Origin of the sequence: Paenibacillus sp. FSL H7-0357, from assembly GCF_000758525.1 — a bacterium.
Lineage (GTDB): Bacteria > Bacillota > Bacilli > Paenibacillales > Paenibacillaceae > Paenibacillus_AQ.
Genome location: NZ_CP009241.1, coordinates 1,546,605 through 1,563,532, shown reverse-complemented (window position 1 = coordinate 1,563,532; position 16,928 = coordinate 1,546,605). Strand labels below are relative to the sequence as shown.

At 49.4% G+C, this 16,928-nt stretch carries 17 protein-coding genes; 3 read left to right on the top strand and 14 right to left on the bottom strand.

The features are described from left to right. Positions 1 to 109: 109 nt before the first annotated feature. From H70357_RS06985 to H70357_RS06965, 5 genes are all read right to left on the bottom strand, one after another. Entirely contained in the window at positions 110 to 1,213 is a 1,104-nt protein-coding gene (locus H70357_RS06985) for an ATP-binding protein (protein WP_038587296.1), read from the bottom strand. 369 nt (positions 1,214 to 1,582) lie between these two features. Next, entirely contained in the window at positions 1,583 to 1,990 is a 408-nt protein-coding gene (locus H70357_RS06980; RefSeq protein WP_038587294.1) for a hypothetical protein, read from the bottom strand. Between the two features lie 222 nt (positions 1,991 to 2,212). Continuing rightward, entirely contained in the window at positions 2,213 to 2,752 is a 540-nt protein-coding gene (locus H70357_RS06975; RefSeq protein ID WP_038587292.1) for a peroxiredoxin, read from the bottom strand. 248 nt (positions 2,753 to 3,000) lie between these two features. After that, positions 3,001 to 4,083 (bottom strand): 3-isopropylmalate dehydrogenase, encoded by a 1,083-nt coding sequence (gene leuB, locus H70357_RS06970; RefSeq protein ID WP_038587290.1) that lies wholly within the window; start codon positions 4,081 to 4,083, stop codon positions 3,001 to 3,003. Positions 4,084 to 4,318: 235 nt separating this feature from the next. Continuing rightward, on the bottom strand, positions 4,319 to 4,753 hold the full coding sequence (locus H70357_RS06965; RefSeq protein ID WP_038587288.1) for a hypothetical protein: 435 nt from the start codon (positions 4,751 to 4,753) through the stop codon (positions 4,319 to 4,321). A 186-nt stretch (positions 4,754 to 4,939) separates the two neighbouring features. On the opposite strand from H70357_RS06965, the gene H70357_RS06960 reads away from it, so the two are divergent. After that, entirely contained in the window at positions 4,940 to 5,920 is a 981-nt protein-coding gene (locus H70357_RS06960) for an aldo/keto reductase (RefSeq protein WP_038587286.1), read from the top strand. Between the two features lie 122 nt (positions 5,921 to 6,042). Here the strand turns inward: H70357_RS06960 and H70357_RS06955 are convergent, their stop codons facing one another. From H70357_RS06955 to H70357_RS06940, 4 genes are read right to left on the bottom strand one after another with little or no spacing between them, the layout of a single operon-like run. Next, positions 6,043 to 7,131, bottom strand: a complete 1,089-nt coding sequence (locus H70357_RS06955; protein ID WP_038587284.1) for a DUF4097 family beta strand repeat-containing protein — start codon at positions 7,129 to 7,131, stop codon at positions 6,043 to 6,045. Positions 7,132 to 7,150: 19 nt separating this feature from the next. Next, complete coding sequence (locus H70357_RS06950; protein WP_038587282.1) at positions 7,151 to 7,648, bottom strand: hypothetical protein; 498 nt, start codon at positions 7,646 to 7,648, stop codon at positions 7,151 to 7,153. 28 nt (positions 7,649 to 7,676) lie between these two features. Next, on the bottom strand, positions 7,677 to 8,132 hold the full coding sequence (locus tag H70357_RS06945) for an anti-sigma factor family protein (RefSeq protein WP_038587280.1): 456 nt from the start codon (positions 8,130 to 8,132) through the stop codon (positions 7,677 to 7,679). Next, on the bottom strand, positions 8,129 to 8,695 hold the full coding sequence (locus H70357_RS06940; RefSeq protein ID WP_052091868.1) for an RNA polymerase sigma factor: 567 nt from the start codon (positions 8,693 to 8,695) through the stop codon (positions 8,129 to 8,131). The genes H70357_RS06945 and H70357_RS06940 overlap by 4 nt, the downstream gene beginning before the upstream one ends. A gap of 225 nt (positions 8,696 to 8,920) precedes the next feature. Between H70357_RS06940 and H70357_RS06935 the strand changes: the two genes are divergently transcribed. Next, positions 8,921 to 10,054, top strand: a complete 1,134-nt coding sequence (locus H70357_RS06935; protein WP_081965709.1) for a response regulator — start codon at positions 8,921 to 8,923, stop codon at positions 10,052 to 10,054. Between the two features lie 113 nt (positions 10,055 to 10,167). Here the strand turns inward: H70357_RS06935 and H70357_RS06930 are convergent, their stop codons facing one another. The 4 genes from H70357_RS06930 to ilvB all read right to left on the bottom strand — a co-directional run bounded on the left by H70357_RS06930 (position 10,168) and on the right by ilvB (position 15,236). Further along, positions 10,168 to 11,709 carry a 2-isopropylmalate synthase gene (locus H70357_RS06930; protein WP_038587278.1) on the bottom strand — a complete coding sequence of 514 codons (1,542 nt, stop codon included), beginning with the start codon at positions 11,707 to 11,709 and terminating at the stop codon, positions 10,168 to 10,170. A gap of 108 nt (positions 11,710 to 11,817) precedes the next feature. Then, positions 11,818 to 12,810: a ketol-acid reductoisomerase gene (ilvC, locus tag H70357_RS06925; RefSeq protein ID WP_038587276.1), complete on the bottom strand. Its 993-nt coding sequence runs from the start codon at positions 12,808 to 12,810 to the stop codon at positions 11,818 to 11,820. Positions 12,811 to 13,002: 192 nt separating this feature from the next. Then, positions 13,003 to 13,491, bottom strand: coding sequence for an acetolactate synthase small subunit (gene ilvN, locus H70357_RS06920; protein WP_038587274.1), 489 nt, complete (start codon positions 13,489 to 13,491; stop codon positions 13,003 to 13,005). Then, positions 13,488 to 15,236 (bottom strand): biosynthetic-type acetolactate synthase large subunit, encoded by a 1,749-nt coding sequence (gene ilvB, locus H70357_RS06915; RefSeq protein WP_038587272.1) that lies wholly within the window; start codon positions 15,234 to 15,236, stop codon positions 13,488 to 13,490. The genes ilvN and ilvB overlap by 4 nt, the downstream gene beginning before the upstream one ends. Positions 15,237 to 15,881: 645 nt before the next feature. Here ilvB and H70357_RS06910 point away from each other — a divergent pair. After that, positions 15,882 to 16,328 (top strand): GNAT family N-acetyltransferase, encoded by a 447-nt coding sequence (locus H70357_RS06910; RefSeq protein ID WP_038587271.1) that lies wholly within the window; start codon positions 15,882 to 15,884, stop codon positions 16,326 to 16,328. A gap of 20 nt (positions 16,329 to 16,348) precedes the next feature. Here H70357_RS06910 and H70357_RS06905 read toward each other — a convergent pair whose 3' ends face one another. Continuing rightward, positions 16,349 to 16,699, bottom strand: a complete 351-nt coding sequence (locus H70357_RS06905) for a hypothetical protein (RefSeq protein WP_038587269.1) — start codon at positions 16,697 to 16,699, stop codon at positions 16,349 to 16,351. Positions 16,700 to 16,928: the final 229 nt, after the last annotated feature.

Genomic DNA, 16,928 nt, shown 5'->3' with positions numbered 1-16,928 from the left:
TAACGCAGAAAGGCTGATTCCTGCACTAAGCTGTGCAATGCAGGAATCAGCCTCTTTCGCTTATTAAGTATAACTCAGTATTGTCCAAAAATCCGCCCAGAACCCCCTTTTACTGAATAAGCGGCAAAGAAATGACAAACCGGGTGCCTTCGTTGAGTCTGCTGCTGACAGAGATGCAGCCGCCATGATTCTTAATGATCCTGTCACTTACGGACAGCCCAAGCCCCGTCCCGTTTTCCTTCGTCGTAAAGAAAGGGTTGAACAACCTGTCCAGTGTTAAGATATCCATCCCTTTGCCATTGTCGGAAATAAAGATACGGACCTCCGCCCCTTCCCGGCGTGCCCCTACCTCAATCTTTCCAATTTGGTCATCATCTCGTTCTGTAATCGCTTCCATTGCATTTCTAATCATATTCAGCACCACCTGCTTCATTTGCTTGACATCGCCGGAGATGATCATATCGCCATGTAGCGGGTGGAGATTAATCTGGCAGCCTTTCATCAAGGCTTCGCTCTCTGTAAGCAGGACAACCTCTTTAAGTAATGCCGATACAGGAATCATGCTGACCTGCGGGACCGAAGGTTTGGAAGAAGTCAGGAATTCATGAATAATGTCATTGGCGCGGTCAATTTCAGCCAGTATAATTCTGCCGTATTCTTCTTTGCCCAGTTGATGCAGATGAGGATGCAGCAATTGAATAAATCCGCGGATCGCTGTGAGCGGATTACGAATCTCATGGGCGATGGAAGCAGACAGCTTGCCCAGCATAGCCAGGCTGTCATTCTGGTAAGCAGTTTGCTCAATCAGCTTGTAATCGGAGATTTCTTTGACCGTAAACAAATAACTGCCCTTCATTTGCTCTCCGCAGCATAATGAAACCCGCCAGTAACGGCCGTATTCATCTACGAATTCATAGCTCTGCTTCCCCTTTTGCACCATCTCCCGATAACTCCGCAGTACCTGCTTCTTCTTAAAGCGGCCGAGCTGGATGTGGGATAACAGATGGGCCATCGTGCAGCCCAATAGAGAATGGCGGTTCAGTTCAAGCATGCCATACATTTGTTTATTAACAAAAGTTAGAACTCCCTCTTCATCAAAAAGTAATATCCCACTGTCAACGTGCTCCAGAACATCCTCATATGTAGTGTCCATTGATCCGGATTGAAACGTTCTTGCCGGTAAAAGCAAGCTTTCTTGATATTGGCTTATCACGATACGAAGTTCCCCCTTTTACTGCATTTGACGAAGACGCTTAAGCGACATCAAATTACTATGTATTTGAGTATATGACGAAGCCGCCAGAACATTCGGAAATCGTATTATATTATCCAACCGTTTCAACTATATTCCAATCATATCCAAGAGAAGAAGACAACGCAATCGGAGAAACTGTCGAATCCTAAAAATATTTCTAAAATGATTCTTAAGACACATTAAATATCGATCCAAAACAAAATTCCGCTCTTTTTCCGTACCAAAGGTTGTCCATTATTAAGGAATACTACAAAAAAAAGCCTTCGCTGCCGCGAAGGCTTCCGTAATGAAATATTCCAGGGCTATCCCATCGTATTCTTGGTGACCTTATGCTTTCTGCTGCAAGCGATGGCGCCGCTGGCTCATTACGGCCAGGCGCTTCTTAAGCTCACGTTCCCATTTGGTATCTTCGATCTGCTTGGCAACAGCCAGCAGGTCAAGCGCCATATCGATCTGATTCCGCACAATGGCGAGAGGATCTTCACTCTCCACATTAATGACGTTTTCGAAGATCGCTTCCTCGTCTTCCATCACATAGTCCTGAAAATCAACATCGGTTACCCCGTCGCCATGAGCATACTCTGCCAGAATCTCATACTCGTTTTCGACTTTGTAATGCACCTCTACCCGGTGGCATACCGGACAAAAAAGCAGGGGAACATTATGGACTTGCGTGCGATAATGTTTTAGGGTTCCCTTAGTTCCAACCATACTCGCTCCACAGCAAAAGCTCATACTTGTTCACCCTCCTTGGTAAGTTCCATTGATTTGGTATTATTGTATTACAAGATGCGTGGAGAGATTCCTCTCCTTCAGGCTATATATTAACCTCTGCGCCCGTTTTAAAACGAAATACCGTTAAATGAGGGCTCTTTGTTGCAAAAAACCCCCTTTCCGGGAATTGCTCCCGCAAGGAGGTTCTCATTAGTATATCAAAGAACGCTTAAAGACATAGGCTTACAGGTTCTTGTCGCCTGGTTTCCAGTTCATAGCGCACAGTCCGCCGGATTGCAAGGCTTGCAGAACACGAAGCGTTTCTTCCACGCTGCGGCCTACATCATTGTGGTTAACCACTTGATATTTCAATTCACCTTCAGGATCGATGATGAACAGTCCACGAAGCGCCACGCCTTCTTCTTCGATCAGGACGCCGTAGTCACTGGCAACTTTCTTCGTAATGTCCGAAGCAAGCGGGAAGTTGACTTGTCCAAGACCATTCATATCTTTTGGTGTGGTAAGCCATGCTTTGTGGCTGTGGATCGAGTCGATGCTCACACCCAGAATTTCTGTATCGAGTGCTGCAAAATCAGCAGCAGCATCGCTCAATGCTGTAATTTCTGTCGGGCACACAAAAGTGAAGTCAAGCGGATAAAAGAAGAATACAAGCCATTTGCCGCGATAGTCGGACAAGCTTACCTTACCAAAATCTTTACCGTCGCCCGTTACTGTTTCCATAGTGAAATCAGGGGCTGGTTTACCTACCAAACGTTCTGCCATTGCTTAAATCCTCCTTTGATTATGTAAGAAAAACAACCACTTGTGACAGCTCCGTGAGGAAACCGGCGCAATATGCTTTTCTTGAATTATGATGGTTGGTCAATTTCTTATTGCTATAGACCAAATGGTATCATCGTACAAAATCAAAGTCAATATTACATTCATTACTTTTTTATAATTATTATAAATAAGCAACTTTCTGTGAAGTTTTTTGTTTTTCTGAGTCAAAGGAGGTAAGCTGTGGTACCTTACGCTTTGCGGATCGCCGCAACAATCAAATCGCCCATTTCGGTTGTGCTGATCGCTTTGCTCTTGTCTACTGCAATATCGCTCGTACGGTGTCCTGCATCCAGCACTTCAGCCACAGCGGTCTCAATTGCAGCTGCTGCCTCCTCGTAGCCAAAGGTCGTGCGGAACATCAGCGCAAGAGACAGGATGGTCGCGATAGGATTGGCCAGACCTTGGCCGGCAATGTCAGGCGCGGAGCCATGGACCGGCTCATACAGGCCATAGCTGCCCTCACCCAGTGAAGCTGAAGCCAGCATACCGATGGAACCGGTCAGCATAGCCGCTTCATCACTCAGGATATCTCCGAACATGTTCTCGGTAACAATTACATCGAAGCTGGAAGGACGGCGCAGCAGCTGCATTGCACAGTTGTCCACGAGCACATGCTCCAATTCCACCTGCGGATATTCCGGAGCAATTCTGTTCACAACCTCACGCCATAAGCGGGATGTTTCCAGAACATTCGCTTTATCGACACTCGCCAGCTTATTTCGGCGTTTACCGGCAATTTCAAAGGCCTGGCGGACAATACGTTCCACTTCCGTTACGTTATATACGCAGGTATCAACAGCTTCTTCCCCATGCTCACCTTGGCGGCGCAGCTTCTCTCCGAAATAAATGCCGCCCGTCAGTTCCCGCACAACCATGAGGTCAGTGCCTTCCAGCACTTCCGGTTTCAGCGTTGACGCATCCTTCAGGCAATCGAATACAACAGCCGGACGCAGGTTGGAGAACAGCCCCAGTGCTTTGCGGATACCTAGCAATCCTGTTTCCGGACGCAGCTCCTTCGGATTGTTGTCCCATTTCGGTCCGCCGACGGCTCCGAGCAGCACTGCATCTGCACTGCGGCAAATTTCCAGTGTATCTTCTGGCAGCGGGGTTCCCCGTTCATCAATCGCAATGCCGCCGAACAGCGCATGCTCAGTTTCAAAGGTGTACCCGAATACCTCTTCCGCTTTCTTGAGTACTTTTTCAGCTTCAGCTACAACTTCAGGTCCGATACCGTCCCCGGCAATTACGGCAATTTTTTTAACCTCGCTCATTCCAGTCACTCCTTAGATTGCCTGCTGCGCGCAGACATAGTTCTTCTTAATATTGTTGTATCATACCGCCGGGAAAAGGACAAAGATATAGATTCTATGGAAGTGATAGGTATCTCCTATAAGTCAACCAGACTTGAAGTAAGTGCTGTATCCACAAGTTCGCACAAAAGGCTCCCCAGTCATCTTCTTGCGTCTGACCGGAGAGCCCTTTTACCACAAGCTTGTCATTGATGGATTAATGATTATCGAATCTGATCTTAAAAGCATTCTGCGAATTGGCATTGGCGTTCTTTACGGTGACTACCAGAGAGGCATTCGGAGCCAGATAATTGTTGAGTCCGCCGGACAGGCTGGAACCCCCAATCGTTCCCAGGTTTATTGTTTGTCCGTTGGCATAAACAAGAGAATAGCTGCCTTGAAATTTACCCGTTACCTGGTCGGTTCCCGTATCCAAAGGACCTACGTTGGTAATTCTGAAAATTGCAGTTTGCGTTGTACTCGAAGTATTTTTGTACTTGAAGGTGACTGTATCATCATTTTTCAGGCTGTGCTGGACAAAATAATCCAGGTTGGGAATAAGAACGGTGGAAGAGACAGCGAAAACGGAAGACACCATACTGAACATCATTACTAATGCGACTACAGCAGATAAAAAGCCTTTTCTTCTCATAATCTTCCTCCTTTAGAAAATGCAAGCGTATTTATACGCTTGTCTCCATTCTACCATTATGGTTAAATTTGTATATATATTTTTTACTGATTTCTGCAAGTGCTGCTGTGTTTGCTCTTGTTTCTTAAGTTGTTTACAATTAGTATGCAGTTGTTCGTCAAAATGGATTGAGGGAGTGGTTGCGGAGTGCAATACACGAAGCTTGGCAAGTCCGGTCTGAAGGTCAGCCGCCTATGTCTGGGAACGATGAACTTTGGTCCGATTACGGATGAGAAGGAAGCCTTCCGCATTATGGATGCTGCGCTGGATGCCGGGGTCAACTTTTTTGATACCGCTAACATTTATGGATGGGGTGAAAACTCCGGACTGACGGAGACGATCATCGGCCGCTGGTTCAAGCAGGGCGGCGGCCGGCGTGAAAAGGTTGTGCTGGCCACCAAGGTCTACGGAGCAATGAGCGACAAATTGGACGGACCCAACGATGAAGCAGGCCTGTCCTCCTATATTATCCGCCGCCATCTGGAAGGCTCACTACAGCGCCTGCAGACCGATCACATCGAGTTGTACCAGATGCACCATATCGACCGTAAGGTTTCCTGGGGCGAGCTGTGGGGTGCATTTGAGCTCGCTGTAAGCCAAGGCAAAATCGGCTATGTCGGCTCCAGTAACTTTGCCGGATGGGATATTGCCGTGGCGCAGATGGAAGCGAAAGCCCGCGGTTTCCTAGGTCTCGTATCGGAGCAGCATAAATACAGTCTGACCTGCCGTCTCCCTGAGCTTGAGGTGCTGCCTGCCTCGAAGAATCTCGGCCTCGGCATTATTCCGTGGAGCCCGCTCGACGGCGGACTTCTTGGCCGCAATGCGCTCAAGAAGATTGAGGGCAGCCGCAGCGGCGGCAACTCTGAACGTGTAGAGCAATACAAGAGCCAGCTTACGGCTTTTGCCGATTTAAGCCGTGAGCTCGGGGAGCCACAGGATAATATCGCTCTGGCCTGGCTGCTGGCCAACCCTGCCGTAACGGCGCCGATTATCGGGCCGCGGACGCTAGAGCAGTTCGAAAGCGCCCTGCGCTGCCTGGAGATTGTGCTGGAGGAATCCGTGCTGAAGCGTCTGGATGAAATCTTCCCGGGACCCGGTGGGGAAGCCCCGAAAGCCTACGCCTGGTAGACGCAGCGGGCCGTTAACTTCAGCCAATCGGCAGAAGCAGACCGGCAGAACCCTGTCCTTCTATTGATCTTATAAAGCAATAAGGAGCTGCCCCCTTACTGGGGAACAGCTCCTTATTTTTGTTATTCAGTCGTATCCACGGTCACTGCACCGTTGCTGGTTGATAAAGATACCTTATGAGTTCCGTTGCCAAGTACGGCGGTTCCATGGTTATCGCCGTCGCGCTGCCAATTGATATTCCCCTTCAGCGCACCGTTGCTGGTGTCGGCAGTAATCTTTGCATCGCTTGCTGCCGGCAGGCTGGCGGTAATTTTGCCGTTGCTGGATTTGAGATCCCAGTCGCCTGTAGCCGCCGAGTCAATGGTAATCCTGCCGTTGCTGCTCTTGGCCGTTAAGGAGCCGTCTATATTCCCCAGGGTGATCGCTCCGTTGGAACTGACAAGCTTCACTTCCCCCTGGACCTCCTTCATCACCATCGTGCCGTTACTCGTGTGGGCATCTACACCTCCGGCAACATCATGAATATCCAGGGTGCCGTTGCTGGTATCGATTTCAATGCCAGCCTTCAGGTCTGAAGCCTCAACTGAACCATCGCCGGTGTCAACCTCCACAGCCAGATTCATAGGAAGATTGACGTTCAGGTACGGATCCTTGAAATTAAATCCGATTTGAATATCGAGCCAAGTCGTTTCTTCGTCCAGCTCCAGAGTTAGGGTGTCTCCTTCCGTCGTCACCTTCCACTTCTTTTCCAGCGCACTTGCTGCTTCACTTGCCGATTTACCCGGAAGCTCCAGGCTGCCTTCATAATCAAGCGTGCTGCCTTCCACACCTTGAACCTTAACCTTCCCGTTCGGCAATTCAATCTTAATTTTCTTGATTTCCGGCTTTACCTCCACGGTTCCGCTGAGCGGAGCCAACTGTGTCTTGCCGAGAATGCGGCTTATTGAGCCGCCGGTCAGCACAGTCTGTGCTCCACTGGCTGCGACCAGCACAATGATCAGGACAACTGCCCAACCGCTGACACGGCTCTTAACCTCTGATCTGATGAAAAGCCTGAGCAGCATTTCCAGGCCGAACAGAATGAGCAACGCAGGCCAGATAAAACCCAGTGCGTCATACGTTACCACATCAAATTGGGCAAGTACAATAATGACACCCAGCACGATGCAGCCAATTGCGGCCGTGAAACTGCCGATTTTCCATCTCCCCATGGATCATTTCCCCATTTCTCTATACTTTAGGATTTTTTCTAAGCATACTAAGCCCGTACCCGATTAAACCAAGCGACAGCAGAATTGCCCCGATGTTCATATCTGTGAGAATGTGCCAGAGCCATGGGAAAGCAGTAATCAACAGCAGCAAGAAACCCACTACTACACAGCCGATCCCCACCCAGACCGGATTCAGATCGTCATGCGGATAATCTGGAGCCGCAGGCATCCCCATCGTCCACGGCGCTCCGAAACTATCTGGATGAAACATCATCCGCTCATGCTCAGCGGCGGATACTTTCATCCAGGCCGCTTTCTGCAGCGCATCAAACAGCTGGTAGAACCATAAGGCCGCGAGAGCGAATGGAAATACCGTCGGCATGGAAGGAATAAGTATGATGCAGAGCGATGCTCCAATCATATACTGAAGGCCCAACTTTTTGAATCCCAGATATAAGTGGCCAATCCCTGGAACCATCGCGAGCAGAAACGTCAGCCAGCGTCTTTTTTTAATCATCTAATATGCTCCTTTAGTGTTAATTTTTCTATTTAGCGCTTCCCTGAGCATTAAACCAGGAAGTGACTGAAGTTGACATATGCCCGTTAATTTCATTGATGCCATAAGCCAGATTCTCAAATACTCCAAGTTGCAGCAGCAGGAAGGTTAAGCAAGCAGCAAGTCCATAATGCATCCATGAGGTTCCCGGTGCAGTCCGGCGTCTGGACATAGTCGATTTAACGGTACGCTCTCTGCGCCCGGTTTCAAGCTGTTCAATACGTGACATCACATCAGCAGTAAAATCGGGATACTCGGGAAGATCCACCGGCTCACCGCCCGTCTCCATCTCGCTCCACAGTGCCGCCAGCCCTCTGGCTTCTTCCAGCCATTGCGCGCAGTCGGGACAAGATTCAATGTGCAGACGAACATTCAGCTCCACTTCTGGAGATAGCAAGCCTTCGATATAATGTGGCATCCATTCTTTTACTGTTGCACAATTCATCGCCATTCCTCCCCGCTTTTACGCATCATCTGTCTGGCCCTGTAGAGCTGCGATTCCACTGTTTTGACTGAAATCCCTTTTTGATCAGCAATTTCCTGATAGGAGTGACGCTGAAAATAATACAACTGCACGACCGACCGGTACGGTTCTGTGAGGTTGTTCAAATTCTCGTCCAGCTCCTGCGAGGCTTCCTTGCGCAGCACCGCAGATTCAGGTGTTTGCGTCGTTACCCAGTCATTCTCCGTGTAATCCGCCATACTGCGGTGCCGCCACTCCCTGTCATTTGCCCGTTTCCAGTCGAGACAGGTCCGGTAAGCAATCCGGTACAGCCAGGTGGAGAATGAAGACTGCCCCCTGAAGGAGGGAAGTGCCTTGTAGGCTTTTATGAAGACTTCCTGGGCCATATCCTTGGCCGACTCGGCTTCTCCCGTAATTTTGATACATACTCTGTACACCATGCCTTGATAACGATTGACCAGATGCCCAAAGGCTTGGTGCTCGCCGCTTAGCACAGCAGAAATCCACTCCGTCTCTTCCAGTATTCTCCCCTCCTTCAGCTTCATAAAGTTAGACGCCGGGCAACCGGAGTTCCCTGCAACGTTTTTAAATTTTTTTGTCGTGGACATTCAAGCCCATTATGTATATCTTACAACAGGATAAATTCCTTTTTGAAGGATTAATGCCTTTTCTTGTCGAAATCACCTCATTATTATGGCAAAAGCAAACTTATTCTAGGGATTGCCTTAACAACCCGAACTAAAAACTCATAGTAAATTGGCGGTGATTCAATGATTCGCGCAGTGCTTGTGGATGATGAGCGGCTTGCTCTCATGAACTTGAAGATGATACTGGAGGAGCTGGAGACTGTTGCGATTGTAGCTACCTTCACAGATTCAAGGAAAGCCGTCAGCGAAGCTGCTTACCTGAACCCTGACGTTATCTTTCTCGACATCGATATGCCCGAATTAAACGGACTGCAGGCAGCAGAAATCATTCAAATTCACTGCCCCCGGACGAGCATTGTCTTTGTGACTGCTTATAACAGCTATGCAGTGGATGCCTTTGAGCTTCATGCCCTTGACTATGTTCTGAAGCCTGTGCGAAGGGAACGGCTGATAAAGACCCTCTCGCGCGTAGAGGAAAAAATGCACCAGGAGCCGCAAGAAAACAACGGGAGTGAAATAATGATCCGTTGTTTTCAATGTCTCCGGTTCGAACGGAACGGACTGCAGCTGCACGACATCCGCTGGCGCACCGCAAAGGGGCAGGAATTATTCGCCTATTTATTTCATCACCGAAACCGCTTCATCAGTAAAGACACGCTGATTGATCTGCTGTGGCCTGATTTCAGTTTAAAGAAGGCTTCCAACCATCTGTATACAACTATTTATCAGGTGCGTCAATGCCTAAAGCAAGGGAAGACAGATCTGCGGATCAGCAATCTAAGCGGCGGGGAAGGTTATAAGCTGGAAACAGGAAGCAAGCTGGTAGACAGTGCAGAATGGGAAAAAGGAATCCTCTCCCTTGAGCCGATAAATGCTGGCAACTATGGGCAGTACCAGTATTGGTTTGGCTTTTACTCGGGCGATTATTTGGCCGACTATGATTATTTGTGGGCAGAAAGTGAACGCCAGCGCCTGCGAAGCATTTGGCTGCATCATGCGATGGAGATGGCCGAGTTCTATATCGGCTGCGGAAAAATCCCGGAGGCGGTGACCGTGTATCAGCGGATTGTACAGCTGCAGCCTTATTTTGAGCAAGGCCATTTAGGCCTCATGAAGGTCTATGACCGCATAGGAGAACGTTCGGCGGTAGAGGAGCAATACAACATCCTCACGGATTTGCTGAACAGGGAGCTCAGCATTGAGCTGCCCGTAAATATTGAGCGCTGGTATCATAATTGGAAGCAGCACATTCACTGAATCTTCTAGAATGCCCCTTCCTTTTTTGCAATCAAAAAAGCTGCCGGTACAGCAGACATTATTCCACTGTACTGACAGCTCGATAAGAACTTGTTTAGAGACACTGGACTTCTTTACAGCTGGGCGTGATCACGCTGCGTGTAGGTTTTGCGTTTCTCCAGCAGCTTGTTGAGCGCATCCAAATAGGCTCTGGCACTGGCTTCCAGAATATCCGTGCTCAGTCCGCGGCCCTGTGCGGCCACTTCACCCTGCGACAGTACGACATGCACCTCGCCCTGCGCGTCTTTGCCCCGGCTGACCGCTTTAATCGAATAATCTCCGAGTGTCACTTCCTCACCCGTAGCCTGATCAATGGCATTATAAATCGCATCCACCGAGCCGTTGCCTTCGGCCACCGCCACAATCGGCTGCGCCTCCTGGCTTTTAATAACCACCTTGGCGGTTGGCGTAGCTTCATTACCATAGGTAACGTAAATAGTCTGCAGGCTGAAAATTTCCGGCGTATCAATCAGCCTCTCTTCCAGCAGCGCCATAATGTCCTCATCGGACACTTCCTTCTTCTTATCCGCAAGATCCTTGAACCTTGCGAAGGCAACGTTCAACTCTTCTTCAGAAACATCGTATCCCAGATCGCTAAGCTTATCGCGGAAGGCATGACGTCCAGAGTGCTTGCCAAGCACTAGCTTGCTCTCTTTGAGGCCGATGGTCTCAGGTGTCATGATTTCGTAGGTAGTCTTCTCCTTCAGCATGCCATCCTGATGAATACCCGATTCATGGGCAAAGGCGTTGGCACCAACAATCGCCTTGTTACCCGGTACCACCATCCCGGTCAGCTTGCTGACCAGACGGCTTGTGCGTGAAATTTCCGACAGCACCAGCGAAGTTTTAGCATCAAAAAACTCACTGCGCGTCTCCAGCGCCAGCGCGACCTCTTCAATCGCCGTATTTCCGGCACGCTCACCAATACCGTTGATTGTGCCTTCGATTTGATCCGCACCATTCTGGATCGCAGCAAGCGTATTGGCAGTAGCCATACCCAGGTCATTATGACAGTGGGCGCTAAGCTGAACCCGCTCGATGTCCGGTACATTGTCCTTCAGGAATTTGAAAATAGCCCCGTATTCCGAAGGATTCAAATAACCTACCGTATCAGGAATATTCACTACATTGGCACCCTCACGGATGGCCATAGCCACCATCTCAGCCATGAAGTCACGCTCTGTACGCCCCGCATCTTCCAGTGAAAACTCCAGCTTGGAAAAATATTTCTTGGCATAGCGGATAGCGGACTGCGCGGTCTCCAGCACCTGTGCTTTATCCATGCGCAACTTGTGCTGGCGGTGGATGGGTGACGTGGCAAGAAAAATATGAATGCAGGGGTCCTGCGCTCCCTTCAGCGCTTCTTTCACCGCATCAATGTCACTCTCTCTGGAGCGGGAAAGACCGATCAGTGTAACATTCTTCACGGCTTTTGCCACTGCGTTTACCGCTGCCAGATCACCCGGTGAAGCCGCAGGGAATCCCGCCTCCATCCGGTCAATGCCCAGCTTTTCCAGCTGGTAAGCGATTTCGACTTTCTCTCGTGTGTTGAGGTTCACACCCGGCGACTGCTCTCCGTCACGCAGCGTCGTGTCGAACACATAAATTTTCCGCATGCTGAGCACCTCCTGAAAATTGTGCTTAAACCCTCAAATGCGGCCCGCAAAAGTTACGGCCGCATCTGAGAATTGCACTATAGTTTCAATAATCTTAAGTATATGAGCCTATTTCTTAATCCAGTGCATCATTTCACGCAGCTGGCTGCCTACTACTTCTACCGGATGAGCAGCTTCGTTGCGGCGGGTAGCTGTAAGGAAAGCACGGCCGGACTGGTTCTCAAGGATAAAGTCACGGGCAAATTTACCTTGTTGAATATCGGTGAGCACAGCCTTCATTGCTTTTTTGGTTTCATCCGTAACAATGCGTGGGCCGGTTACATAGTCGCCGTATTCAGCAGTGTTGCTGATGGAATCGCGCATAGTGGCAAGTCCGCCTTCATACACGAGGTCAACGATCAGTTTAAGTTCATGCAGACATTCAAAGTATGCCATTTCTGGAGCATATCCTGCTTCTGTAAGAGTTTCGAAGCCGGCTTTGATCAGAGCGGATACACCGCCGCAAAGTACAGCCTGCTCGCCGAACAGATCGGTTTCGGTTTCTTCACGGAATGAGGTTTCGATAACCCCTGCACGGGTACAGCCAATGCCTTTGGCATAAGCAAGGCCGATTGCTTTGGCATTTCCGGTTGCATCCTGCTCGATGGCGATCAGGCCAGGAACGCCGAAGCCTTCAACATAAGTACGGCGAACCATGTGACCCGGGGATTTCGGTGCTACCAGCAGCACATCTGCATCCTTAGGAGCAACGATTTGGCCGAAATGCACATTGAAGCCGTGGGAGAACATCAACGCTGCGCCGCTTTTGAGGTTCGGTTCAATTTCATTCTTATATACGGATGCCTGTGTTTCGTCCGGCATGAGAATTTGCACTACATCTGCACGGGATACTGCTTCAGCTACCGGCAATACTTCAAATCCGTCATTTTTGGCGGTTTCGAAGGATTTACCTTCGCGCAGGCCGATGACAACCTGAAGCCCGCTGTCGCGCAGGTTTTGCGCCTGGGCATGCCCTTGGCTACCGTACCCGATTACTGCAATTGTCTTCCCTTTTAACACACTAAGTTCTGCATCCTGTTCATAGTACGTTGTCACTGCCATTGTCAATATCCTCCTTTAATTTGGGACCCATCGTAAAGAGCGGGTACTTCAAGAGCGCCAACTCGCGGTGGTGATCCGGATTGAGATTCAGGCTGCTCCTCAAGTCCCCGCTCTTTAGCGGGGAAATTCAAAATGATCTTATCAAATTAATGCAAACCAGCAGTAATCCGTTAAAGCCGTAAATTATGACAATTAGGCATTGCCGCGAATCATCGCTGTAACTCCTGTACGGGAAAGCTCCTTGATGCCGTATGGCTTGAGAAGTTCAATCATTGCATCAATCTTCTGAGTGTCTCCCACAACCTGCACCAACACGCTTGTTGTACCGATATCGACTACAGAGGCACGGAAGGTTTCGACTACGCCCATAATTTCTGGACGTTCAGCCGGATCAGCTTTGACCTTAATCAGCGCCAATTCACGGGCAACCATCGGTTTGGCGCCAAGATCCACTACCTTAATAACATCAATCAGCTTGTAGAGCTGCTTCTCAATCTGCTCCAGAGTGTGCTGGTCACCAAGTGTAACAATAACCATCCGGGATAATCCAACCTCCTCGGATTGGCCCACAGTAATGCTCTCAATATTGAACCCCCGGCGGCCGAACAACCCTGAAACCCGCTGCAGCACACCTGGCTGGTCATTCACAAGCACAGCAATCGTATGTCTCATCACTGTCATTCATCCCCCATCAGCATTTGATCAATGGTTGACCCTTGAGTTACCATCGGGTAGACATTTTCGTCTTTGGGAACAACGAATTCTACCAGAACAGGTCCCGGCGTTTCCAAAGCTTCCTTCCATGCTGCGCCAGCCTCTTCCTTGTTCGTGGCCCGCAGTCCCTTGACGCCATAGGCTTCAGCCAGCTTTACGAAATCCGGGCTGCCAGCGAGGTCGGTATAGCTGTAACGCTTCTCATAGATCAGATTCTGCCACTGCCGGACCATACCAAGCACCTGATTGTTAATAACTACAATCTTGACCGGAATGTTATTGATAGCACAGATGGCAAGCTCCTGGGAACACATCTGCATGCCGCCGTCCCCATTGATCGAGACAACCAGCCGGTCCGGATGCGCCATTTGCGCTCCGATGGCTGACGGAAATCCGAAGCCCATTGTTCCAAGTCCCCCGGAGGTGATCCATGAGCGGGGATGATTAAATTTATAATATTGTGCAGCCCACATCTGATGCTGCCCTACATCTGTAGTAACGATAGCTTCACCTTTGGTGGTGTCGTTTATCATTTCAATAACCCATTGCGGTTTAAGCTCAGTCTCCGAATCCTTGTAGCGAAGCGGCTGATCCAGCTTCCACTGGGCAATTTGTGTTCTCCAGGCATCGGCACCTGCTGCCCGGCGTACATCGGGAATCAGCATCTCCAGCACTGTCTTCACGTCGCCAACGATCGGAATGTCAGGCGATACATTTTTGCCGATTTCTGCCGGATCGATATCAATATGAACAATCTTGGCTTTTGGCGCGAAGCCGTCCAGCTTGCCGGTAACACGGTCGTCAAACCGGGCACCGATATTAATCAGCAGATCACACTGTTGAATAGCATTGTTTGCGGTATATGTGCCATGCATGCCCGGCATTCCCATCCATAGCTCATCCGCACTCGGGAAACAGCCCAGTCCCAGCAGAGTTGTCGTAATCGGAATTTCCGTCCGTTTTACGAATTCATACATCTCTTCATGCGCTCCGGAGTAGATGACACCGCCGCCTGCAATAATAATCGGACGTTCTGCAGCATCAATGGCCCGGATCAGCTTATCGAGTTGAAGTTTGTTCGGAACGGTCCGCGGGTTATAACCACGAAGGTTAACGCCTTGCAGCTGCACCGGATTGAATAACATTTTGGCTGCCGAGACATCTTTGGGAATATCAATCAGCACCGGACCTTTACGTCCTGTATTGGCAATATGGAACGCCTCATGAATGATTCGCGGCAGATCCTCAACATCACGTACCAGATAGCTATGCTTCGTAATCGGCATTGTGATGCCTGTAATATCCGCTTCCTGGAAAGCGTCGGTTCCAATCAGGCTGGAGAAGACGTTCCCGGTGATGACCACCAGCGGAACAGAATCCATAAAGGCGGTGGCAATGCCGGTTACAAGGTTGGTAGCTCCGGGTCCGGAGGTAGCGATGCATACTCCCGCTTTGCCGCTCGCTCTGGCATATCCGTCAGCCGCGTGAATAGCGCCCTGCTCATGCCGGGTCAGAATATGTTTGAAATCATCGAAGCCATGAAGCGCATCGTAGATGTACAGCACAGCCCCGCCCGGGTATCCGAATACAGTATCAACACCTTCCAGTACTAGACTGCGCAGCAGGACTTCGGATCCCGTAATCACCTCGGGATTCTTCCATTTCTCACGTAACTGCTCTGTAGACCGCACTTCCGGTATATTCGCGCTCATCAGTATTCCTCCCTTCGATATTTAACATTCATTATGCAAATGACAGACCGTCTTTTATACAGCTGTAAGAATTGGCTATGCTCCTTGAAAGTTAGTGTTCACCAACCCAGTGCAGCTAACCATCATCTTATGGGCAACAAAAAAACCTTCCGCCACCCACGCGCAAAATAGAAGCGCGTGAGGGACGAAAGGTTGATCTTCCGTGGTACCACCCATGTTTGCATTACATCTCGCGATGTAACGCCTTATCAGGTAACAAAAATCCATCGATGTAGGCAGGGCCCAAATCTTTGTAACCTGAAGTCCCTAACGCGGACTAAACGATTCCCCCTAATAATTCCACCACTGTTGCCGATGGACCTTTCAGGAAAACAGCTCCGAGGTGAGCTCGTATATAAGGGATTCTGGTGGAGGTTGCAGCAATTCCTCTCACTCTCTGAGCAAAAGAGCCCTTAAAACTTCGTCCTCATCATTGCCGATGCATGTATGTTCGATAAAATGTTTAGACACATTATATGATTCCTCACACGGTTAAGTCAATACCCTTATTTCCGTAACTGACACAAATTGTTGTTCTGTTCTACCGTAACGCCCACACCACCCTGGGCATATGATGTACGACAATGCGTGGAAAGGAGGCGCTCTATGATTCGTTACCGTAGACCCAAGCAGGACGACACCGTCATTCTGGATCTGATTGAAAAGCAGCTCGTCCCTTTATCCCATCTCCCCCAAACCGTAATTAATCAGGTAAGAAAAGATCTGCCCCGCCGCTTGGGGCAAGGAGTTACACTGGTAGCCTGCCCAGACTATGAGAGCGATCCGCTGGGGTTTGTCCACTTTATGCTGCACGGTGATCTGCTGTATATTGATATGCTAGCCGTAGCCCCTGCAGCTAGGCGCAAACATTGGGGGAATATGCTCATGGACCGCGCAGAGCGATTTGCATTATCTCGCGGTTGTCAGCGGGCCAAGGTTGCTGTTGATACTGGAAATACTGCCGGTATTTCCTTTTATCAAAAAATGGGCTACAGAGTAGCCCGTTATCAGGCGCAAAACTACTGTTATGAGTTTGAAAAGCAGTTCAATTGACTCTGCTGCTTATAAACTTCTTAGAAAAAGCCAATCGGAGGTACCAGAGCTCCGCCATAAGGTCCAGGAGCATATCCTCCATACTTGTTATAACCGTATCCACCATATGGATTGCCTCCATACGGGGAGCCTCCATAACCTGGGCCATATCCGCCAGCATAAGGGGCCGTACCTATGGCAAGCAAATCAAACAGCACCAGCGGAATCAATGCTTTGGTTTGTACTTTCTTACCGCTGACACGCTGTAGGATCAGACGGTTTCCAGAAATGCGGAGCAGCTTGCCCGTCACTTTAGAACCATCTTTTTTCACTGCAACGATATTTCTGCCCACCAGCTTCATTACCTGTTTCTTTGTAACCGGCTGTGCCATAATATCCCTCCTAAAATTTTATAAGCATCTGCTTACACACCTGTCTCATATGCATTCGCATAAGTTTCAACACAGTTTATTCGGCGCGTCTGCCGTTCGCCTGTACACATGCCCTGTCCAGCGAAAGAGTAGCAATAACTTGCGGTTTAGCCACACTGCATCCTCTGCAGATATGGCTCAAAGCCAAGTGGAAACGGCTTTGCCGTCCTCAAAAGGACGGTATCCGTTT